The sequence below is a fragment of the Pseudactinotalea sp. Z1739 genome (assembly GCF_049725055.1).
Lineage (GTDB): Bacteria > Actinomycetota > Actinomycetes > Actinomycetales > Beutenbergiaceae > CALKWS01.
This window is the reverse complement of sequence record NZ_JBMPQA010000001.1, coordinates 250146-272312: the sequence shown is the minus strand read 5'-3', so window position 1 is coordinate 272312 and position 22167 is coordinate 250146. Positions and strand designations below refer to the sequence as shown.

17 protein-coding genes are annotated in these 22167 nt (G+C 70.1%); 12 read left to right on the top strand and 5 right to left on the bottom strand.

Annotated elements, in window-relative coordinates:
- Positions 1-6 precede the first annotated feature (6 nt).
- The 4 genes from ACO0LV_RS01280 to ACO0LV_RS01265 all read left to right on the top strand — a co-directional run bounded on the left by ACO0LV_RS01280 (position 7) and on the right by ACO0LV_RS01265 (position 5168).
- On the top strand, positions 7-2670 hold the full coding sequence (locus ACO0LV_RS01280; RefSeq protein WP_424786047.1) for a GNAT family N-acetyltransferase: 2664 nt from the start codon (positions 7-9) through the stop codon (positions 2668-2670).
- 79 nt (positions 2671-2749) lie between these two features.
- A complete protein-coding gene (locus tag ACO0LV_RS01275; protein ID WP_424786046.1) occupies positions 2750-3331 on the top strand; it encodes a DUF5998 family protein in 582 nt (193 codons plus the stop codon).
- Positions 3328-4476 (top strand): alkaline phosphatase family protein, encoded by a 1149-nt coding sequence (locus tag ACO0LV_RS01270; protein ID WP_424786045.1) that lies wholly within the window; start codon positions 3328-3330, stop codon positions 4474-4476. Before ACO0LV_RS01275 ends, ACO0LV_RS01270 begins: the two co-directional genes overlap by 4 nt.
- Positions 4476-5168, top strand: coding sequence for a thymidine kinase (locus tag ACO0LV_RS01265; protein WP_424786044.1), 693 nt, complete (start codon positions 4476-4478; stop codon positions 5166-5168). The genes ACO0LV_RS01270 and ACO0LV_RS01265 overlap by 1 nt, the downstream gene beginning before the upstream one ends.
- Positions 5169-5191: 23 nt before the next feature.
- Here ACO0LV_RS01265 and sepH read toward each other — a convergent pair whose 3' ends face one another.
- A complete protein-coding gene (gene sepH, locus ACO0LV_RS01260) occupies positions 5192-6394 on the bottom strand; it encodes a septation protein SepH (protein ID WP_424786043.1) in 1203 nt (400 codons plus the stop codon).
- Positions 6395-6717: 323 nt separating this feature from the next.
- On the opposite strand from sepH, the gene ACO0LV_RS01255 reads away from it, so the two are divergent.
- Positions 6718-7017 carry a DUF4193 domain-containing protein gene (locus ACO0LV_RS01255; protein WP_424786042.1) on the top strand — a complete coding sequence of 100 codons (300 nt, stop codon included), beginning with the start codon at positions 6718-6720 and terminating at the stop codon, positions 7015-7017.
- Positions 7018-7048: 31 nt separating this feature from the next.
- On the opposite strand, the gene ACO0LV_RS01250 is transcribed toward ACO0LV_RS01255, so the two are convergent.
- Positions 7049-7555: a DUF3093 domain-containing protein gene (locus ACO0LV_RS01250; RefSeq protein WP_424786041.1), complete on the bottom strand. Its 507-nt coding sequence runs from the start codon at positions 7553-7555 to the stop codon at positions 7049-7051.
- Between the two features lie 89 nt (positions 7556-7644).
- On the opposite strand from ACO0LV_RS01250, the gene dut reads away from it, so the two are divergent.
- The 5 genes from dut (at position 7645) to ACO0LV_RS01225 (ending at position 14146) form a co-directional block, all read left to right on the top strand.
- Positions 7645-8154, top strand: coding sequence for a dUTP diphosphatase (dut, locus tag ACO0LV_RS01245; RefSeq protein ID WP_424786040.1), 510 nt, complete (start codon positions 7645-7647; stop codon positions 8152-8154).
- Complete coding sequence (locus tag ACO0LV_RS01240; RefSeq protein WP_424786039.1) at positions 8151-8948, top strand: DUF3710 domain-containing protein; 798 nt, start codon at positions 8151-8153, stop codon at positions 8946-8948. Before dut ends, ACO0LV_RS01240 begins: the two co-directional genes overlap by 4 nt.
- Positions 8945-9826 carry a DUF3159 domain-containing protein gene (locus ACO0LV_RS01235; RefSeq protein WP_424786038.1) on the top strand — a complete coding sequence of 294 codons (882 nt, stop codon included), beginning with the start codon at positions 8945-8947 and terminating at the stop codon, positions 9824-9826. The genes ACO0LV_RS01240 and ACO0LV_RS01235 overlap by 4 nt, the downstream gene beginning before the upstream one ends.
- Before the next feature lie 78 nt (positions 9827-9904).
- Positions 9905-11179, top strand: coding sequence for a class I SAM-dependent RNA methyltransferase (locus tag ACO0LV_RS01230; protein WP_424786037.1), 1275 nt, complete (start codon positions 9905-9907; stop codon positions 11177-11179).
- Between the two features lie 123 nt (positions 11180-11302).
- On the top strand, positions 11303-14146 hold the full coding sequence (locus tag ACO0LV_RS01225) for an aconitate hydratase (RefSeq protein WP_424786036.1): 2844 nt from the start codon (positions 11303-11305) through the stop codon (positions 14144-14146).
- Positions 14147-14346: 200 nt separating this feature from the next.
- Here the strand turns inward: ACO0LV_RS01225 and ACO0LV_RS01220 are convergent, their stop codons facing one another.
- Positions 14347-15804 carry a GuaB1 family IMP dehydrogenase-related protein gene (locus ACO0LV_RS01220; RefSeq protein ID WP_424786035.1) on the bottom strand — a complete coding sequence of 486 codons (1458 nt, stop codon included), beginning with the start codon at positions 15802-15804 and terminating at the stop codon, positions 14347-14349.
- Between the two features lie 109 nt (positions 15805-15913).
- Between ACO0LV_RS01220 and dxs the strand changes: the two genes are divergently transcribed.
- Positions 15914-17845, top strand: coding sequence for a 1-deoxy-D-xylulose-5-phosphate synthase (dxs, locus tag ACO0LV_RS01215; protein ID WP_424786034.1), 1932 nt, complete (start codon positions 15914-15916; stop codon positions 17843-17845).
- Between the two features lie 45 nt (positions 17846-17890).
- The gene (locus ACO0LV_RS01210; RefSeq protein WP_424786033.1) at positions 17891-18868 is read left to right on the top strand and encodes a ribose-phosphate diphosphokinase; all 978 of its coding nucleotides are present in this window, start codon (positions 17891-17893) and stop codon (positions 18866-18868) included.
- A gap of 34 nt (positions 18869-18902) precedes the next feature.
- Here ACO0LV_RS01210 and ACO0LV_RS01205 read toward each other — a convergent pair whose 3' ends face one another.
- Together ACO0LV_RS01205 and ACO0LV_RS01200 are read right to left on the bottom strand one after the other, a co-directional pair.
- On the bottom strand, positions 18903-20936 hold the full coding sequence (locus ACO0LV_RS01205; protein WP_424786032.1) for a 3-hydroxyacyl-CoA dehydrogenase NAD-binding domain-containing protein: 2034 nt from the start codon (positions 20934-20936) through the stop codon (positions 18903-18905).
- Positions 20933-22138 carry a thiolase family protein gene (locus ACO0LV_RS01200; RefSeq protein WP_424786031.1) on the bottom strand — a complete coding sequence of 402 codons (1206 nt, stop codon included), beginning with the start codon at positions 22136-22138 and terminating at the stop codon, positions 20933-20935. The genes ACO0LV_RS01205 and ACO0LV_RS01200 overlap by 4 nt, the downstream gene beginning before the upstream one ends.
- Positions 22139-22167: the final 29 nt, after the last annotated feature.

Genomic DNA, 22167 nt, shown 5'->3' with positions numbered 1-22167 from the left:
CGTCAGATGGCGCACAGCGGCAACTACCCAGCGCACTGGGAAGCCGACGTGGTGCTGCGGGACGGGTCCACCATGCGCATCCGACCGATCCGCCCCGAGGACGCCGAGGCGCTGCAACGCTTCCACATGAGCCAGAGCGAACGCTCCACGTACTTGCGCTTCTTCGCTCCGATGGCCCGTCTCAGCGAGGAGATGCTGGCCCGGTTCACCCAGGTCGATCACCGCGACCGGGTGGCCCTGGTGCTCGTGGACGGGGAGGCCATCCTGGCCGTCGGCCGGTTCGAGCGGCTGGACGGCGGTGACGCCGAGGTCGCGTTCAATGTCGCCGACTCGGCCCAGGGGAAGGGTCTGGGGTCGGTGCTGCTGGAGCACCTGGCCGCAGCCGGGCGCGAGCTCGGGGTGCGCCGGTTCGTTGCCGATGTGCTGCCGCAGAACGCGCGCATGCTGCGGGTGTTCGCAGATGCTGGGTATGACGTGCAGTCCACGATGGACGACGGCATCCTCGCGGTCTCCTTCACCATCACCTCGACCGACAAGTCCCTGGCGGTGTTGGCCGAGCGTGAGCAGCGCTCCGAGGCCCTGAGCATGGCGGCATTGATGCGTCCGGCCGGGGTGTTGCTGGTGTGTGCGGGCCAGGAGGGCCAGGCGTTCGGACGGGTGCTGCTGGGTTCATTGACCCAGGAGGGTGCCCCGGGGGTGCAGGTGGTCGGCCTGGACGGGGCGCCGGGGGCGGTGAGTTCGTTGGACCAGGTGCGGCCCGGACCGGATCTGGCGCTGCTCGCGGCCCCGCCCGCGCAGGTGTTGGACCTGCTGGAGCCCCTGGCCGGGCTCGGGGTGCGCGGGGTGGTCCTCTATACCGGTGGGTTTGCCGCGCAGGCCGGCTCGGAACGCATCTCCCAACGCATCCTGCGTCGTCGTGCGCGCCGGCACGGGCTGCGCTTGGTTGGCCCGAGGTCCTACGGGCTGATCACCAGCGCCGCCGACCGGGTCGGGCCGGCGCCGCGGATCGAGGCGAGTCTGTACCCCAACCCGCCGCGGCCGGGCTCGGTGGGAGTCTTCTGCCAGTCCGCCGCAGCCGGCCGGGCGTTACTGTCCGGCGCGGCGGCCCGGGACATGGGGGTGGCCTCGTTCGTCTCGGCCGGCCATCGCGTAGACGTATCCGGTAACGATGTGATGCAGCGATGGGTGGGCGATGAGTCCACCGCGGTGGCCTGCCTGCGACTGGAGTCGATCGGAAACCCCCGCAAGTTCTCCCGCGTGGCCCGCCGACTGTCCCAGGAGGGCCCGGTGGTCACCACGATCGCGGGCACCACCGGCCAGTTGAACCCACCCGGCCACGAGGTGGCCACCAGTGCGCTGCCCCGGCGGGCGCTGGATGAACTGATGCGCCAGGCGGGGGTACTCGTGGCCGAGACCGTCGATGATTCCCTGGACCTGGCCCTGTTGCTGTCCGAACAACCGCTCCCGGCCGGTGACCGGGTGCTGGTGCTGACCAACTCGGGCGCACAGGCCGCGATGATCACCGAACTGCTGCGTGGCGCCGAGCCCGCGCTCACCGGGGAAGTGCACACCCTCTCGCCCACCGCCGGGGTTGAGGCCTACAGCGAGCAGGTACGCGCCTTCGCCGGCCGCGACGACTGGGACGCCGCCCTGGTGGGGTACGTGCCGCTGCTGACCGACGACGGCGTGGGGGTGGCCGGGCAGGTGGCGCGTCTGAGCGCGACGTCCGGGCGCACCACCGTTGCGGTGATCGACGGGATGCGCGGCCTGGACGTCCACCTTCGTGCATCCGGCCCCGACGGGCCGGTGCGGGTCCCGGCGTTCCCTACCCTTCGAACCGCCACCACGGCACTGGCCAAAGCGACAGGCTACGTGCGCTGGCGCGAGGCGGACCGGGGGGCCAGGGTGGACCCTGCGGGTGTCGACCGGACCGGGGCCAAGGCGCTCGTCCAGGCCGAACTGGCCTCTCTGCCGACCGGAAGTACCCGACGGCTCGCCGTGCAGGCGACCACCGACCTCCTCCGCAAGTACGGGATCGAGTTGTGGAGCCAGCACACCGTCAGCAGCCTGGCTGAGTCACTGGAGGTAGCCGAGCAGATCGGCTGGCCAGTGGCGCTGAAGACCTCCGATGAGTTGCTGCGCCACCGGCTGGATCTGGGTGGCGTGCGGCTGGACCTGGGGTCCCCGACCGAACTCGCCGACGCCTACCGCAGCGTTCAGCAGCGGGTGCGCTCGGTACTGGGACACGAGACCACCCTGGACATCCAGGCGATGGCCCCGGGTGGGACGGCTACCGTGATCGAGGCCGTCGAGGACCGTATGTACGGCCCGATCATCAGTTTCGGGCTGGCCGGGGACGCCAGTGAACTCCTCGGCGACGTCTCCTACCGGGTGCCTCCGCTGACGAACGTGGACGTGGCCTCCATGGTGCGTTCGCTGGGGGCGTCCGCCCGGCTGCTGGGCGGGGGCGGCCTGCCCGCGCTGAACATGGAGGGGGTGGAGGACGTGCTGGCGCGGGTGAGTGTGCTGAAGGAGGAACTGGCCGAGGTGTCCGCGGTGGCGTTGCACCCGGTGCTGGTCACCGAGACCACGATCACGGTGCTGGGTGCGCGCATCGATGTGGCCCACCCCGGCCGCGGCGATGCGGCCCGGCGGTTCCTGCCGGCCTGACGACGGCGGACGGCCGGGTGCCGGCAGTGAATCAGGTGTACGGACACCGAGGGTTGGCAACAAGTGGGACACTAGAGGCGTGCCAAAGTCACACACACAGCAATTGCGGCAGTTGCGGTCCGACATCGACCGTGCGGGGTACTACCCGGCACTGGTTGCCGAGGTCCTGGAAATCGCCCTTGCCGATGAGGAGATCGTGGCCCACCTGGTCCACCCCGAGACGGTGTTCGACCGTTCCGAGGTGCGCCGTCATGTGACCGCGCTGACGCTGACCCCGACCCGGCTGATCATCGCCCACGTAGACGACGTACCCGGCTCCAGCCCCGACGACGGGCACTCGGCTGCGGCTACCACCGAGTCGGTGGCGCTGTCCTCGATCCGGTCGGTGGCGCTGACCCACGTCGTCTCCGACCCGGCCACCTACACCCCGGGCACAGGGGCCAGCGAGATCACCCTCGCCCTGAACTGGGGTTCGGTGCAGCGACTGGACCTTGAGCCCGCCAGTTGCCCGGACCCCGACTGCGAAGCGGACCACGGCTACGCCGGTACCGCAGTCCCCGATGACCTCGTGGTCCGGATCAGCGCCGCCGCGGAGGGTCGCGAGGCCACGGCCGCGGCGCTGGCGTTCGCCGCCGCGCTCTCGGCGGCTACCACGCAATGACCCCGGTGCTGGGCGACGTCCTGCTCGGTGCCGCCACGGGTGATCGTGAACCCTTCAGCGACGCCGCCGGGCGCGCCCGCGTGTCCCTGGGGCTACCGTCGGTGCGGTGCTGGTGTGTGGTGCTCGTCGACGGCCTCGGCTGGCACAACCTCTCCGGCCGGGGCGAGCACGCGCCGTTCCTGACCGGACAACTGACCGCCCAGACGGGCGCCGGGGCGCCGGTGACCAAACTGGCCGCGACGCTGCCCACCTCCACCGCCACGAACCTGTCCTACCTGGGCACCGCTCAGCGCGCGGGCGCCACCGCGATGCTCGGGTATGCGGTGCGCAACCCGGCCACGGCCGGCCTGCTGAACCTGATCTCCTGGAACGGGGGCGCGGATCCGGGCATGTGGCAGCGCGAACCCACGGTGTTCGAGCAGATGCTCGCCTCCGGCAGCCTGGCCGTCTCGATCGGACCGTGGCAGTTTGAGGCTTCCGGGCTCACCGTCGCCGCGCTGCGCGGAGCCCGGTACCACCCGGCTGAATCGTTGCCCGCCCGCGTCGACACCGCTATCGCACAGTTGCGTGACCCCGGGGTGGACCTGGTCTACCTGTACTGGGGGGAACTGGACTCCATCGCCCACCAGCACGGTTGGGAGGGCGCGGACTGGGCCGGCGGACTGGCCCGGCTCGATTCCGAACTGGAGCGCCTGGCGCGGTTGCTCCCGCTGGGTACCGGCATGCTGGTCACCGCTGACCACGGCATGATCGATATCCCCCGGCAGGAGGTGGACGATAGGGCGGGTCGGATCGATGCCGCCACGCACCCCGAACTCTCCCGAGGAGTGGACCTGATCGGGGGAGAGGACCGCTTCCGCCACGTCTACACCCGTGAGCCGGAGGCGGTGGCCGCTCGCTGGGCCGAGGTTCTCGGGACGCGCGCGGTGGTGCTCACCAGGGCGGATGCGATAGCGGCGGACTACTTCGGCCCGGTGGCCCCGCATGCCGAGGAGATCATCGGGGACGTGGTGGTGGCCACGCAGGGACGGGTCGCCATCCAGGACAGCGCACAACAGTCCGCCGCATCACTGGGATTGGTGGGGATGCACGGCTCCACCTCAGCAGCCGAGCAGGACGTGCCCCTGGTGGCGGTACTGGGCTGATGGCGGAACTGGTGTTCTTCGCCGGGACGATGGATTGCGGCAAGTCGACTCTGGCGATGCAGATGGACTACACCCACGCCCGCCGGGGACGGCGGGGGTTGATCTATACCCAGCATGACCGGGCCGGTGATGCGAAGATTTCCTCCCGGCTCGGGCTGAGTCGTGCCGCGATCGAAGTGGGTCCTGGGACCGACTTCTGGGCGGATGTGACCCAGCGCCGGATGCGCGGCGGGGTGGTGGACTACCTGGTCTGCGACGAGGCGCAGTTCTACTCCGCCACACAGGTGGACCAACTGGCCCGGCTGGTCGATGAGTTGGACATCGACGTCTTCACCTTCGGAATCATGACGGACTTCCGCACCCGGATGTTCGCCGGCTCGGCCCGCTTGATGGAACTGGCCGACCGCGTCGAGACGCTGCAGGTGCAGGCACTGTGCTGGTGCGGGCGGCGCGCCACCCACAACGCCCGGACGGTCGGTGGACGGATGGTCATCGACGGTGAGCAGGTGGTGGTGGCCGACACCGGCTCCAGTGCGCAGGTCGCCTACGAGGTGCTCTGCCGCCGCCACCACGTGCGTCGACTGACAGCAGCCGCGGCGCGCGCGGTCACGCCGTCACCGGACACGCTCAGTCTGGACGGGTTCGGCGTGGACGCCAAGACCTGCGGCCTGCCCGGGGTTGACGGCGACTGACTGCTCAGTCGTTCTTGGCCTGCTCAGTCGTTCTTGGCGCCGAAGACGATCTCGTCCCAGGACGGCACACTGGTGCGACGACTGCGCCGCGCACGTCGGCCGGCGCGTTTGTCCGGCCCGGTGGACGCCTCGGACGGCTTCGCGCCCGGCCCGGTGGTGCCGTCATCTCCTGCGGTGCTGTCGCGACCGTTGCTGTCGGCACTGCGGTCGTTGCTCGCCGGTTCGGCCACCGCGTCCGGAGCCGATCCGGGGCCGGGCAGGATGGTGGCGTCGGTGGCGTCCTGTGGCCGCGAGGCGGCCGGATGGGCACCTGGGGCCTCATCCCACAAGGTGGGTTGCTGCTCGCCGTCGCGCAGGACCTGCTCGGCCAGTGCCTCATCGTCGATCTCCACCCGCTGGCGGACCCCGCGTGAGCCGTTCAACTCCGCCAGCAGGGTCTCGGTACTGGCCTCCTGGGCCGGCGAGTCGGCGTCGCCGTGCTCCGCCGAACCGGCCGGGGTGTCGTGGTCGACCTCGGGATCAGCGGGACGGATGTCCGGCACGATCCGGGGCCGGGAGTCCCGGATCACCGCATCCACCGCATGCAGCGCCGGGGCGATGTCGGCGTCGGTCTCCACGTCGTAGAGGCGGGCACCGCGTACCGAACTCAGGTGCCGGCTGCCGCCGGCCAGGTCGGTCTCGGAGAGCCAGCGGCTCTCGTCGTCGAGTGCGGTGAAGGTTCCCGCAGTCAGGTCCACTTCCCAGGCCGCTTCCTGGTCCTTGTCGCCGGCATGGAAGGAGGCGACCACGTGCCAGGGGTCGGTGTTCTGACGGCGCGCGTCCCAGGTCAGCGACTCCTCGCTCACGCCCCGCGCCGCCAGCCGGTCCAGGACCACCTCACCCAGGGTGGGGGAGCCGGCGGAGTGGCCGATGTGCAGCGCGCGCGCCCGGCCGGCCACGTACTCGCGCTCGGCCAGTACCGGGCCCTCGTAGCGGCGCACCTGCTCCACCGGCAAGCCGGCTTCGGCCGCCACGGTCTCAGCCGAGGCGCCGGCCCGGATCATCGATTGGATCTGGCGTGGTCGCGGCGCGACTTCGGAGCGCACCTTCTCCAGGTGCGGACGGTCCCGGCGTACGGCGGCACGCAGTGCCTCATCGATCGTGAGCCGGTGCCGATCGCCGTCGGGGTCGATCAGGATGAGGTGATCCCCGTCGGGATGGATCCCGACGAGTTCTAGATCAGCCATGGCACCTCCAGAAGGTCTGCGGTCTTCACCCTGCCAGCAGATGTCCGGCTCCGCCCGGATTCTGCTCGGTGTGGCGCATGAACTCTGGGCCCGCGCGCCCCTTCCACGCGGCCGTCGCGGACCGACTCCGGGCGCCCGGGCCCGGGCCGGAACGGACTTGAGTTCACGCGATGGGCGAACAGACGTGCAATTTCGGTTCGGATCAGGCACAATCCCATCGCCACCTCCACGCACCAGAGCCGATCGGAACAAAATCTGACCGCGTGCGTTGAGCATGCTACAGACCTGCCGAATCACTGTTTACGAACGGGAGTCCCCGCCCCATGGCCACCGACTACGACGCACCGCGCAAGACCGAAGAGGACCTCAGCGAGGACTCGCTGGAGGAGTTGAAGGCCCGTCGGGCAGAGAAGAACTCCCCCTCGGTGGACGAGGACGAGGCGGAGGTCGCCGAGGGTTTCGAACTCCCCGGGGCCGACCTGTCCGGGGAGGAACTCTCGGTCACCGTGGTGCCGCCGCAGGCCGATGAGTTCACCTGCTCCCGGTGCTTCCTCGTTCACCACCGCAGCCAGTTGGCCTACCAGGAGGGTGGCCAGCCGGTCTGCTCGGAGTGCGCCGCCTGAGTTAGGTCGGTCCCAGCGAGCCAGTGCTCGGTCAGTTCGCGTGCTGCTGACCGAGCGCGGCCACGAGGCGCTCGGGGAACCGGGTGGCGACCAGCCAGTACGGGGTGGGATCGGTCGGATCGATCACCGGCACCCGCACCCCGGTGTGCACCCAGGGCCGCTGGCACACATAGGCGTCGCTGCGCAGTTGGGGCCCCATCGCCTGTTGCATCTGGACCACGTCCAGGCTGCGCGCCGGCCCCAGGTGGTCCGCCTCGATGCGGGCCCGGCCGGCGTGCAGCCATCGCACGCCCTCCGGTGCCGCGCGGACCCGGACCACCGGGGAGCCCGCCCACAGCGCCGCGGCGACGCCGAAGGCACCCAACAGCGCCACCACGGTGCCGGCCACGTTGTGCACAGCAGAGAAGATGAACCACAGGGCAAGGCCCACCGCGGGCGCGAGCAGCCACATCAGCGGGGTGGGGAGGAGACGTTCGGAGTAGACCTCATCGGTGCCCGCGGGAGCGTTCCCGGGCGGCGGTGCAGCGGAGCCGGACATGCTCCAAGCCTGCCACGCCCGGCAGCCACCGGCGCGCGCCCCACGGACACCGCGGAGAGGACGCCGATGCACCGAGTAGGCTCGAGCGTGTGACACAGCCTGATGATCCCGGCGCGCAGGTACCGGTACTGGTCCAGCAACTGGACGCCGACCTCCCGCTGCCCTCCTACGCCCATCCCGGCGATGCCGGTCTGGACCTGCACGCCCGCACCGACGTCGAGTTGTCTCCGGGTGCACGGGCGAAGGTGCCGACCGGAATCGCCATCGCCCTGCCCGAGGGGTACGCCGCGTTCGTGCACCCGCGCTCGGGTCTGGCCGCACGGCACGGGATCACCGTGGTGAACGCACCCGGCACCGTCGACGCGGGCTACCGGGGGGAGATCAACGTTATCCTGGCCAACACGGACACCAGAGCACCGGCCCACCTGAAACGAGGGGACAGGGTCGCCCAACTGGTCATCCAGCAGGTGAGCAGGGCCCGCCTGATTCAGGTGGACCGGTTGCCGGGAACCGCGCGTGGGGACGCGGGGTTCGGGTCGACCGGTGGTTTCCTCCCGCAGGAGCAGGCCACCCGGAGCGGAGGAGAGGCCAAGTCATGAGGTGGTTCAAACGAAAGGACCGGCGCACCCGCGCCGGAGGCGTGATCGGGCCCGACGAGTCCGAACTCGCCCACTGGAACACCAGCGAGGACGAGCGTGATGACGCGGACCTCGAGGACCCCGATGGCGCCGTCGATGCCGACGAGGACGGGTCCGGGGCCGACGACGCCCGTGGCGAACCGGCCCATGGTCCCTGGGACGTGGCCGAAGCTCCGTCCGAGGAGGGTCTGATCGATCTCGGTGCGGTTCGTATCCCTAAGCGGCCCGGGCTGCAGGTGCGGATGGAACTGGACAAGAAGACCCGGCGAATCGTGGCGGTCAACCTTGCCCTGGAGGGGTCCGCGCTGCAGGTGCAGCCCTTCGCTGCACCCCGCAGCGAAGGGCTGTGGGAGGAGTTGCGGGCCGAGATCGCCGAGTCGATCAAGAAGCAGGGCGGCAGCGCGGACGAACGCACGGGTGCGTTCGGTCGGGAACTGCTGGCCCGCCTGCCGGTGCGGATGCCCGACGGTCGCAGTGGGACCAGACCCGCGCGGTTCCTGGGGGTCGACGGCACTCGTTGGTTCCTGCGCGGTGTGCTCACCGGGAAGGCGACCGTGGAGGCCCAAGCCGCCGAGGTGATGGAGGACATCTTCGCCGGGATCGTGGTGGACCGTGGCAATGAACCGCGTCCGCCGCGTGAATTGCTCAGCCTGCACCTGCCTGGCCAGTCGGCGCAGCCCCAGGCACCGGCCCAGGAAGAACGGCTCACGATCCGGCTGCCCAAGCGGGGGCCGGAGATCACCGAGGTGCGATGACCTCCGCCGATCGCCCCGCCGGGTCCGGTCCGGCCGTGCCCGGCCGCGGCGTGCAACAACTGGGTCAGGGGCAGTTCGACCTGACCGCCTCTGTCGGCGGTGTTCGCGGGTTGCTGGAGTCGATCGCACCGGGCCTGGTGTTCGTGGTGGTCTTCGTGGCCACCCGGGATCTGACCTGGTCGCTGATCGGCGCAGGAGCATTGGCGGTGGTGGCGGCATTGAGCCGCCTGGTCTCTCGCAGTTCGTTGAACTACGTCTTCGGCGGTCTGGTCGGGGTCGGCATCGGGACCGTCTGGGCGTGGCGGACCGGGCAGGCCGAGGACTTCTTCGTATGGGGGCTGTACGTCAACGCGATCGGCGTCCTGGTGTCGCTGGGCTCTATCCTTGCGCGGCGCCCACTGGTGGGAGTGCTCGTCGGTGCGTTGATGCCCGGTTTCGGGCAATGGCGCCAGGACCGTGCCGCGGTTCGGATCCTGAGTTGGGCCACGGCGCTGTGGGTGCTCTTGTTCGGGCTGCGACTGGGGGTGCAGTTGCCGCTCTACCTCAATGCTCAGGTTGGCTGGTTGGGGACCGCCCGGCTGGTGATGGGGGTGCCGCTGTGGGCGGTGGTGCTGTATCTGACCTGGTTGCTGGTGCATCCGCTGATCAAGGCTTCGAGGCAGGCACAGGAGGAGGCCATCGTCGACGCCCCCGAGGCTGACAGCACCGTTGACGGCCCGGCCACCACTGACGCCGTGGCGGGCCCCGATTGCGCGCCGAACCCGGACGGCGCGGCCGGCCCGGATGGTGCGGCCGGCCCGGACGGTGCGGCCGGCCCGGATGGTGCGGCCGGCCCGGACGGTGGCCCGAGCACGGACCGCGCCCGCCCCCGGCGCTAGCCCTGCGTTCGAGGGTCAGGACCGGGGTCGAGGGCCAGTACGCTCGAACGTCACTCACACCCGCGAAGGCGAGCACCAATGCCCGATCAGTTGCTGGACCTGACCATCGGCCCGCCGGCCCACGGCGGCCACTGCGTGGCGCGCCACGACGGGCGGGTGGTATTCGTGCGGCACACACTGCCCGGCGAGCGGGTCCGGGCCAGGGTCACCGACGCCACCAGCCGCTACTGGCGCGCTGATGCGATCGAGGTTCTGGAGCCCTCGCCGGACCGGGTCCCCAGCGTCTGGCCCGAGGCCGGGCCCGGTGGCGTGGGTGGCGGGGAACTGGCTCACGTTGCCCTCCCGGCCCAGCGCGCCTGGAAACGGGACGTGATCACCGACGCGCTGCGTCGCATCGGGCATATCGGCCCCGACCACCCCGCGGTGGCGCCGCTGCAGGTCGAGTACGTGCCGCTGCCCGAGGGGCCGAGCCCGGTACCGGGCACCGGGTACCGCACCCGGGTCACGTTGATAGCCGACGGCGAGGGCCGGGCCGGCATGCACGGTCACCGCAGCGATGCGGTGCTCGGGGTGGGCTCCCTGCCGCTGGCCCACGCGCGGATCCATGAGCTGGACCTGCTCGGGCGCACCTGGCCGGCCGGCGCGCGGATCCAGGCGGTCGCACCTTCCGCCGGGGCCCCGGTGGTTCTCGTGGACGGCCGTCCGAGCGAGGCCAGATCACGCGGACGGCGCGCCGCCGGGAACACGGACAGACCCGCCCGGGTTCGTGAGGTGGTCCGGACCGGCGAGCAGACCTACACCTACCGGGTCAGTGCCGATGGCTTCTGGCAGGCCCATGCCGGAGCCCCGGCGGCGTTGGTGGCCGAAGTGCTCCGGGCGGCAGAACTCCGGCCGGGCCAGCGCGTCCTGGAACTGTACTCCGGCTCGGGTCTATTCACCGCGCCACTGGCCGCGGCCGTGGGTGCGCAGGGGCGGGTAGACGCCGTCGAGGGCGCTTCCGGGGCGGTGCGCGATGCCCGCCGAAACGCCCACGGACTGGACCAGATCCATCTCCACGATGCCGACGTGCGCAGATTCGTCACCGGCCACGCCCAGGCGGGTGGCGACGACGGGAGAGCCGACGTCGTCGTCCTGGATCCGCCGCGTTCCGGAGCCGGGGAAGCGGTGATGCGCGCTCTTGTGGCGACCGGCCCGGAACGGGTGGTGTACGTGGCCTGCGATCCGGCCGCGCTCGCCCGGGATGCTGCCGCGGCCAGGAACGTCGGGTATGAACTGGCGAGCCTGACCGCGTTCGACCTGTACAGCCACACCCATCACGTGGAGTGCGTGGCCGTGCTGGCCCCCGGCGTGTGAGTGGCGCATCCGCCGGCACCCCGATAGGATTATCTCGACATCAAGATAAATATCGGACGCTCGTGTCCCGGAAGTGCCAGGATGGTGCCAGGGACATCCACGCCGTCGACGCAAGGAGCCACCGTGAGCCACGTGGACAGTTTTTCGTCCAAGTCCACCCTGTCCGTCCAGGGAACCGATTACGAGATCTACCGCCTCAGCGCGGTGCCCGGTGCCGAGCGGTTGCCGTACAGCCTCAAGGTGCTCGCGGAGAACCTGCTGCGCACCGAGGATGGTGCCAACATCACCGCCGACCATATCCGCACCCTGGCCGGGTGGGACCCGCAGGCCCAGCCTTCGCACGAGATCCAGTTCACCCCGGCCCGGGTGGTGATGCAGGACTTCACCGGCGTGCCGTGCGTGGTGGACCTGGCCACGATGCGCGAGGCCGTGGCCGACCTCGGCGGGGACCCGGCCTCGATCAACCCGCTGTCCCCGGCTGAGTTGGTGATCGACCACTCGGTGCAGATCGACGTCTTCGGTACCCGGGACGCGTTCGCGCGCAATGTGGAGTTCGAGTACCAGCGCAACCACGAGCGCTACCAGTTCCTGCGTTGGGGTCAGACGGCCTTCGATGACTTCAAGGTGGTGCCGCCGGGCACCGGTATCGTCCACCAGGTCAATATCGAGTACCTGGCTCGCGTGGTGATGACCCGCGAGCACGGTGAGGGCGAGGACGCGGTGCTGCGCGCCTACCCCGACACCCTGGTCGGTACCGACTCCCACACCACGATGGTCAACGGCCTGGGTGTGCTGGGCTGGGGCGTCGGAGGGATCGAGGCCGAGGCCGCCATGCTCGGCCAGCCGGTATCGATGCTGATCCCGCGGGTGGTGGGGTTCAAACTCGAAGGGGAGATTCCCTCCGGCGTGACTGCGACCGATGTGGTGCTGACCATCACCGAGATGCTGCGTGAGCACGGTGTGGTCGGCAAGTTCGTGGAGTTCTACGGCGAGGGCGTGGCCCAGGTGCCGCTGGCCAATCGCGCCACGATCGGGAACATGAGCCCGGAGTTCGGCTCGACCGCGGCGATGTTCCCCATCGATGAGGTCACCCTGGACTACCTGCGCCTGACCGGCCGCAGCGACGAACAGGTCGCGCTGGTGGAGGCCTACGCCAAGGAACAGGGCATGTGGCTGGATCCATCGGCCGAGGAGCACATCGAACCTGCCTACTCCGAGTACCTCACCCTGGATCTGTCCACCGTGGAGCCCTCGATCGCCGGACCGAAACGACCCCAGGACCGGATCGCGCTGAGCAACTCCAAGGAACAGTTCCTCGCGGACCTGAAGAACTATGCAGTGAACGGCGAGGGGATCGAGAAGAGCCCGGTGGACAGCCGCCTGGCTGACACGTTCCCGGCCTCCGACGCCACGGCGCAGCCTGCCAACGCGGAGTCATCCCAGGCCGGGGCGCCTTCCCACTCGCCGACGCCACCGGCGTCCTACCAGCGGGCCTCCAACCCCACCGAGGTGACCACCCCGGAGGGCACCACGTACGAGCTGGACCACGGGCACGTGGCGATCGCCTCGATCACCTCTTGCACGAACACCTCCAACCCCTCGGTGATGATGGCCGCGGGCCTGCTGGCCCGCAACGCCGTGGACCGGGGGCTGGTCTCCAAGCCCTGGGTGAAGACCTCGTTGGCACCTGGCTCCCAGGTGGTCACGAACTACTTCGAGAAGGCCGGGCTGTGGCCCTACCTGGAGAAGCTGGGCTTCCACCTGGTCGGCTACGGTTGCACCACCTGCATCGGCAACTCCGGTCCGCTGGACGAGGAGGTCACCGAGGCCGTGAACCGGCACGACCTGTCGGTGGTCTCGGTGCTGTCCGGTAACCGCAACTTCGAGGGCCGGATCAACCCGGACGTGAAGATGAACTACCTGGCCTCACCGCCGCTGGTGGTCGCCTACGCGCTGGCCGGCACCATGGACTTCGACTTCGCCAACGAGCCCCTGGGTACCGACAGCGATGGCAACGAGGTGTTCCTGCGGGACATCTGGCCCGACACCGACGAGGTACAGCGCACCATCGACGAGAACATCAACCGGGAGATGTTCGCCTCCGACTACGCCGACGTCTTCGCCGGTGACGATCACTGGCGCGCGCTGCAGACCCCGGAGGGCGACACCTTCGCCTGGGACCCGGAGTCGACGTATGTGCGCAAGCCCACGTACTTCGAGGGCATGGAGCGCGAGGCGACACCGGTCGAGGACATCACCGGGGCCCGGGTGCTCGCCAAACTCGGCGACTCGGTCACCACCGACCACATCTCGCCGGCCGGTGCGATCAAGCCGGACTCCCCGGCGGGCCGGTACCTGACCGAGAACGGGGTGGCCCGGCGGGACTTCAACTCCTACGGCTCCCGCCGCGGTAACCACGAGGTGATGATCCGGGGCACCTTCGCCAACATCCGGCTACGCAACCAGTTGCTGGACGGCGTCGAAGGCGGGTTCACCAAGAACCTCCTCACCGGCGAGCAGACCTCCATCTACGACGCCGCGCAGGCTTACGCCGAGGAGAACATCCCGCTGGTGGTGCTGGGTGGCAAGGAGTACGGCTCCGGTTCCTCCCGGGACTGGGCGGCCAAGGGCACCTTGCTGCTGGGCGTGCGGGCGGTCATCACCGAGAGTTTCGAGCGGATCCACCGGTCGAACCTGATCGGGATGGGCGTGCTGCCCCTGGAGTACCCCGAGGGCGAGAGCGCCGACAGCCTCGGATTGGACGGCACCGAGACGTTCGACATCAGCGGTATCACCGAGCTGAACGAGGGCCGTACCCCGAAGACGGTCAAGGTCACCGCCACCAAGGACGACGGCGAGGAAGTCACCTTCGACGCCGTGGTGCGGATCGACACCCCGGGTGAGGCCGACTACTACCGCAACGGCGGCATCCTGCAGTACGTGCTGCGCTCCCTCGTGGCGGCCTGAACCGACACAGCGCGCTCCGAACCATTCCGACCCGCAGCCGGACACACCCGGCTGCGGGTCGGCCCGTCCACCCGCCGCGGCGGCGGGTCCGCCGGCCGCGAACACCCTGATCACCGATCCTGTCTCGGCGCAGCCACTGGACCACTTCCCGGCCGCCATCGCCGACCCGCGGGGTGGCACCGCAGCGCGGTCGGCCCTGGCTACCATCCCGCCGGCAGCGGACGTCCCTCCTCATACCCTGCAGCCGACTGCAGGCCCACCACCGCCCGCTCGGCGAACTCGGCCATCGTGGCGGCTCCGGCATACGTGCAGGCGCTGCGCAGGCCGGAAGTGATGTGGTCCAGCAGATCCTCCACCCCCGGGCGGTCCGGGTCCAGGTACATCCGCGAGGAGGAGATGCCCTCCTCATACAGGGCCCGGCGGGCCCGCTCGAACGCGGTGGCGGCAGCAGACGCGCGGGCGGCGACCGCCCGCGCCGAGGCCATCCCGAAGGACTCCTTGTACAGGCGCCCATCGGTGTCGGTGTGCAGGTCACCCGTTGACTCGTGGGTACCGGCGAACCAGGATCCGACCATCACCTGGCTGGCACCGGCCGCCAGGGCCAGGGCGATGTCGCGCGGGTAGCGGACCCCGCCGTCGGCCCACACGTGGGCACCGAGCGAGCGGGCCCGCTCCGCACACTCGGCCACCGCGGAGAACTGTGGCCTGCCCACCGCCGTCATCATCCTCGTGGTGCACATCGCCCCCGGACCCACACCGACCTTGACGATGTCGGCACCTGCCTCGACGAGGTCGCTGACGCCGTCGGCGGTGACCACGTTGCCCGCGATCACCGGCACCTGAGGATCCAGGCCGCGCACCGCCCGCAACGCGGTGAGCATCTTCATCTGGTGCCCGTGCGCGGTGTCCACCACGAGCATGTCCGCGCCCGCCGCCAGCAACCCCTCGGCCCGCGCGACGACGTCACTGTTCACCCCGATCGCAGCCCCTACGAGCAACCGGCCCGAGGAGTCGGTGGCCGGGGTGTAGATGGAGGATCGCAGCGCTCCGAGGCGGGTGAGGACGCCGACGAGGGCGCCGTCGTCGTCGATGACCGGAGAGAACCGGCGCCGGTAGCGGTGCTGGGTCTCGAACGCGGTCCGCAACGCGTCGTCGCCGTCGAGCACCGACAGTGGGAGGCAGGTGGGTTCGGGTGTCATCACCTCGCGCACCTGCGTGAACTGGTCCACCCCCTGGCAGTCCCCGCGGGTGAGGACACCGACGGGCCTGTCGTCGGTATCGAGCACCACGGCCGCACCGTGGCTGCGCTTGTCGATCAAGGTGACCGCGTTGTGCACGGTGTCGGTGACCGTGAGCACCACCGGGGACTCCAGCACCGGGTGCCGGGACTTCACCGAGGCGATCGTGCGTGCCACCTCCTCCAACGGCAGGTCCTGGGGCAGGATCGCCACGCCTCCGCGTCGGGCGACGGTCTCGGACATCCGCCGGCCGCTGACCGCGGTCATATTGGCCACCACCACCGGGATCGTGGTGCCGGCGCGGTCGACCGGGGTCAGGTCGACGTCGAACCGGGAGCCCACGTCGGAACGGGACGGGACCAGGAAGACGTCGCCGTAGGTCAGATCGGAACGCACGGTGTGTCCGGGCAGGAATCGCATGGTTCCAGGGTAAATGGCTTAGTATGAAGCGCGCGCACCGACGCGTGCCACTACCCTGCGGACCAACGACACCCCAGTCGGCGTCGCTCGGGTAGGGAAGGAGACACGAGTGGGTGAACTTCAACGCATCACCTCCCCGTCGTCCCTGCGAGGTCTGAGTCCACGGCGGCTGCGCGCCCTCGCCGCGGAGATCCGCACCTTCCTGGTCACCGAGGTGTCCAAGACCGGAGGGCATCTGGGTCCGAATCTGGGCGTGGTGGAGTTGACCATCGCGCTGCACCGGGTCTTCGAGTCGCCCCGGGACCGGATCGTCTTCGACACCGGCCACCAGGCCTATGTGCACAAGTTGCTCACCGGCCGCACCGATTTCTCCGCGCTGCGTAAACGCGGCGGGTTGTCCGGCTACCCCGCGCGGGCGGAGTCCGACCACGACGTGGTGGAGAACTCCCACGCCTCCACCGCGATCTCCTGGGCTGACGGCATCGCCAAGGGCAACGTCATCGCCGGGCGCACCGACCGCCACGTGGTCGCCGTGATCGGTGACGGTGCGCTGACCGGCGGGATGGCGTGGGAGGCCTTGAACACCATCGCCGACGGCCCGGACCGACCGCTGGTGATCGTTGTCAATGACAACGGGCGCTCCTACTCACCCACGATCGGGGGACTGTCCCGGCACCTGGACGCCATGCGCGTCGACCCCAACTACGAACGCATCCTGGGCTGGGGGAAGCGCACCCTGAACCGTGGCGGTCCACCCGGACGGTTGACCTACGACGCCCTGCACGGCATGAAGAAGGGCATCAAGGACGTGCTGCGGCCCTCGGGCTGGTTCGAGGGTCTGGGGATCAAGTACCTCGGCCCGGTGGACGGGCACGACGTGCACGCGCTGGAGCGCGCACTGCGCGCGGCGAAGGACTTCGGTGCGCCCGTCATCGTGCACACCATCACCCAGAAGGGCCGTGGTTATGCCCCGGCCGAGACCGATGCTGCCGACCGGTTCCACGCCGTCGGGGTGATCCACCCCGAGACCGGGCTACCGGTGCAGGCCTCCCGGTTCGGGTGGACCAAGGTGTTCGCCGATGAGATCTGCAGGATCGCGCGGGTGCGCTCCGACATCGTCGGGATCACCGCGGCCATGCTGGGCCCGGTGGGCCTGGCGCCGATGGCCGAGGAGTTCCCGGACCGGGTTTTCGACGTCGGCATCGCCGAACAACATGCCGTGACCTCCGCCGCCGGGCTGGCCTTCGCCGGGATGCATCCGGTGGTGGCGGTCTACGCCACCTTCCTCAACCGTGCGTTCGACCAGGTGCTGATGGACGTCGCCCTGCACAAGGCCGGGGTGACCTTCATGCTGGACCGCGCCGGATTGACCGGAGACGACGGCGCCAGCCACAACGGTATGTGGGACATGGCACTGCTGCGCAGTGTGCCCGGCTTGCGCCTGGCCGCCCCGCGCGATGAGGACACTCTGCGGCGTGCGCTGCGTGAAGCCGTCGACGTGCGCGACGCCCCCACGGTGCTGCGTTACCCCAAGGGTGCCCTGCCCGAGGCGATCCCCGAGATCGGCAAGCAGGGCACGGTGGACGTGCTCGCCAGGACCCCCGGTGACGGCGGGGCCAGGGTGCTCGTGGCCGGATTCGGCGCTTTCGCGCGCACCGCGATCGAGGTGTCGCAGCGGTTGGCAGACCAGGGGATCGGCGCCACCGTGGTGGACCCGAGGTGGGTGCTGCCGGTTCCCGATGACCTGGTGGAACTTGCCCGCGCCCACCACCTGGTCCTGACCATCGAGGACGGTCTGGTGAGCAACGGTCTCGGCTCGGCGATCCGGGACCGCCTGGCCGAGCGCGGGCTGCACATGCCGGTGCAGGCGCACGGGATTCCACTGCGGTTCCTGAGCCACGCCACCCGGGCCGAATTGGTCGCGGACCTGGGCCTGCGCGCACAGGATGTCGCGTTGCAGGCGGCTTCGGTGGCAGTGGAACTGACCCACCAGGCAACGGTGGGGCGCGAACAGTTTCCGCGCACCGCGGTGGATCGCTAGGCTCGGGAAGATCCTTCACACCTCGATCGAACCTCTAGGGCGGGTATGCGCAACATCGTGGTCTTCAGCGGCAGCGCTCATCCGGGGTTGGCCGGCCAGATCTGTGCACACCTGGGTGTGGAGGTGGCACCCTCACGCGTCAAACGATTCAGCAACGACTGCCTGGAAGCCCGACTGGGGGAGAACTGCCGCCAGCGCGATGTCTACATCATCCAACCCCTGGTGCCGCCCACCCAGGAGCACCTGATGGAACTGTTGCTGATGATCGACGCCGCCCGCGGCGCCTCGGCCGCGCAGATCACCGCGGTCATGCCGCACTTCGCCTACGCCCGCTCGGACAAGAAGGACGCCTCCCGGATCTCACTGGGTGGGCGTCTGGTGGCGGACCTGCTCACCACCGCCGGCGCGAACCGGGTGCTGACGATGACCCTGCACGCACCGCAGGTGCACGGGTTCTTCTCCGTTCCGGTGGACCACCTCACCGCGCTGGGGGTACTGGCCGAGCACTTCCGGGATCGGATCAATCCCGAGGAGACGGTGGTGGTCTCACCGGACCTGGGCAACGCGAAGTCCGCCACTGTGTTCGCCCGGTTGCTCGGGGTGCCGGTGGCGGCCGGCAGTAAGCAGCGCCTGACCGATGACCGGGTGGTGATCGACGCCATCGTGGGGGATGTGGCCGGCAAGCGAGCCATCGTGCTCGACGACGAGATCGCCACCGGGGGCTCGATCGTGGAACTGCTCGAGCGGCTGCGGGAGGAGGGATGCGTCGAGGCCGCGGTGGCGTGCACGCACGGGCTGTTCACCGGCCGGGCTGTGCCGCGGCTGAGCCAGCATCCGATGATCTCCGAGGTGGTCACCACTGATACCGTTCCGGCGCCGGAGGGGTGGCCGGGGTTACGGGTGCGCTCGATCTCGGGACTGTTCGCCGAGGCGATCCATCGCATCCACCTGGGTGAGTCCGTCTCCAGCCTCTTTGACGGCGTGGACCCCGCCTACGCCCCGCCCCAGCCCGGTCTTTTCTGACTTCCGCCGCTCCGGGCTGGGGAGGTGCCCGGGGTCAGGCCGTGCGCGCCAGGTAGGGGGTGATGCCGCCCAGGTGGAACGGCCAGCCGGCGCCCATGATCATGCCCAGGTCGATGTCCTCCCTGTCTCCCACGACGCCCTCGGCGAGCATCAGGTCCACCTCCTGGGCCAGCGCGTCGCGCACCCGGTTGAGCAACTCGGTCTCACTCTGCGCGCCGGCCTGCTCGGCGCGGGAGCCGAAGTAGGAGCCGATCTGCATGTTCACCGGGGAACCGGCGCCGGGCCGGCCCTCGAACTCCACGAAGCGAGCGCCGTCCTCCACGATCCGGCGCAGGCCGGGCGAGGTGGGGTACCGGTCGCCCAGCTGCTCCCGCAGCGTGTCCAGCACGTGTTCGGCCACCGCCGGACCCACGAGCTGCAACAGTTGGAAGGGTCCCATCGGCAGCCCGAGGGGACGCAGCGCCGCATCGGCCACCTGCACGTCGGTACCGTCCTCCAGTGAGCCGAGGACTTCACCGAGCAACCGCACCAGCAACCGGTTGACCACGAACCCGGGGGCGTCGGCCACCGCGATCGCCGTCTTGCGGCACTCCTTGGCAACCGCGAACGCGGTCGCGTAGGCGGCGTCATCGGTCTGCTCCGCACGCACGACCTCCACCAGCGGCATCTGCGCGACCGGGTTGAAGAAGTGCAGGCCCACCACCCGCTCCGGATGGTTCAGGCCGGCGGCCATCGCCGTCACCGACAGCGCGGAGGTGTTCGTCGCCAGGATCGTTTCGGGGGCGATGACCTGCTCGAGTTCGGCGAACACCGTCTTCTTCACCTGCAACTCCTCGAAGACCGCCTCGATCACCAGGTCCTTCCCGGCCAGGTCGGCCAGGTCGGTGGTGACGGTGACCGCCGAGCGCAGCCGGTTTGCCTCATCGGCGCCGATACGTCCGGACTCGGCGAGTTTGTCAACCTCGGCGTGCACGAACGACAGGCCCCGCTGAGCACGCTCGTCGTCCAGGTCCCGCATGACCACCGGCACCTTCATCCGTCGGGCGAACAACAGCGCCAACTGGCTGGCCATCAACCCGGCACCGGCGATCCCGACCGAACGCACCGGGCGGGCCAGTGCGGAATCGGGTGCACCGGCAGGTTTCTTCGCCCGTCCGGTGGTCAGCCCGAAGGCGTACACCCCGGCGGAGAACTCCGGCGACAGGATGAGTTCGGCTAGTGCGTCGTTCTCGGCTTCATAGGAGACCTCCCGGTCACCCCGGGACGCCACCTCGAGCAGGTCCAGGGCCCGATAGGGGGCCGGTGCGGCGCCGTGCAGACGCTGGTCCACCTTGGCCCTGGCGCCCTCGATCACCTGCTGCCACACCTGCGGGTCCTCCGGGTCGGGCCGGTTCACCTGTACCTCCTCGCGCAGGATCGCCGCGCTCCAGCGCAGGGACTGGGCCAGGAAGTCCGCCGAGTCCAGCACCGCATCAGCCAGCCCCATCTGCACCGCCTGGGTGGCATCGAGCTGACGGTTGTTGCGAAGCGGGTTCTCGATGATCACCTTCACCGCGTTCTCGATCCCCACCAGGTGCGGCACCAGGAACGTGCCGCCCCATCCGGGGATCAGGCCCAGGAAGGTCTCCGGGAGCCCGATGTTGCGCACCGGCGCGGCCACCGTGCGGTAGGTGGCGTGCAGCGCCAGTTCCAGCCCGCCACCCAGGGCGGCGCCACCGATGTAGGCGAACGTGGGCACCGGCATGTCGGTGAGCAGGGCGTACACCTCGTGCCCGGTCTCGGCGATACCGCGCGCATCGGCCTCGGTGGTGATGGCGGCGGCGCCGTGCAGGTCGGCACCCGCGGCGAAGTGGAACATCTTGCCGGTCACCGCAGCCGCCACGATCTCGCCCGCACGGGCCCGGGCGGTGATGCCCTCCAGCGCGGTGCGCAGTTCGGCCATCCCGCCGGGCCCGAGCGTGTTCGGCTTGGTGGGACCGGCCTGGTTGTCCAGGGTGACCAGGGCCAGGGTGCCCACACCCCCCAGTTCGACGTCGCGCACCAGGGCGCGGGTGATGCGTTCGCTCATCGGCTCTCCTCGATGTGGTGGGGGTTCTCCCAGATCACGGTGCCGCCCTGGCCGAGACCGACACACATGGTGGTGATGCCGTAGCGCACCTCGGGGCGGGTTTCGAAGGCCCGGGCCAGCTGGGCCATCAGGCGCACTCCGGAAGCCGCCAACGGGTGACCCACGGCGATCGCACCGCCGTAGGGGTTCACGCGGGGGTCGTCGTCGTCGATCCCGAAGGCATCCAGGAAGGCCAGCACCTGCACGGCGAACGCCTCGTTGATCTCGAACAGGCCGATGTCCTCGATGCTCAGCCCGGCCAGTTCGAGGGCACGCTGCGTCGCCGGCACCGGGCCCACTCCCATCACCTCCGGGGCGACGCCGGCATAGGCGTAGGAGACCATCCGCATCCGCGGCGCCAGGCCCAGTTCGGCTGCGGTGTCAGCGGCCATCAGCACCGCCCCGGTGGCGCCGTCGGTCAACGGGGAGGAGGTGGCCGCCGTCACGCGTCCGCCGGGACGGAACGGGGTGCGCAGGTCTGCCATTGCGGCCACGGTGGTGCCGGGGCGCGGGGGTTCGTCCGCAGTGGCCAGACCCCACCCGCGTTCGGGGTCGGGAATCCCGATCGGCACCAGATCGGCCCCGATGTGCCCGTCGGCGAGCGCCTGGGCGTACTTGGCCTGGGAGGCGGCGCCGTAGGCGTCGGCACGCTCCCTGGTCAGTTCGGGGTAGCGGTCGTGCAGGTTCTCGGCGGTGGCACCCATCACCAGGGCGTCGGAGGAGACCAGCCGCTCGGTCATGAAGCGCGGATTCGGGTCCGCGTCGCCGCCGAGGGGGTGGCGGCCCATGTGCTCCACCCCACCGGCCAGGGCCGCATCGATCGCCCCCACGGCGATCGAGGCCGCCACCTGGGTGACCGCGGTCATCGCCCCGGCACACATCCGGTCGATCGCGTACCCGGGCACGTGCTGGGGCAGCCCGGCGAGCAAGCCTACGGTCCGGCCCAGGGTCAGGCCCTGGTCCCCGGACTGGGTGGTTGCGGCGAAGGCCACCTCCCCGAGACGCTCCGGCGGCAGCTCCGCGTTGCGGCGCAGTAGGTCCCGCACCACCGCCACCGCGAGGTCATCGGCGCGGGTGTGGGCGTACAGGCCGTCCTCGCGGGCACGCCCGAACGGGGACCGCGCGGCATCGACCAGGACGACATCCCGACCGTGCAACGTCATCGTCTACCTCCAAAGCGTGAGACTGTCAG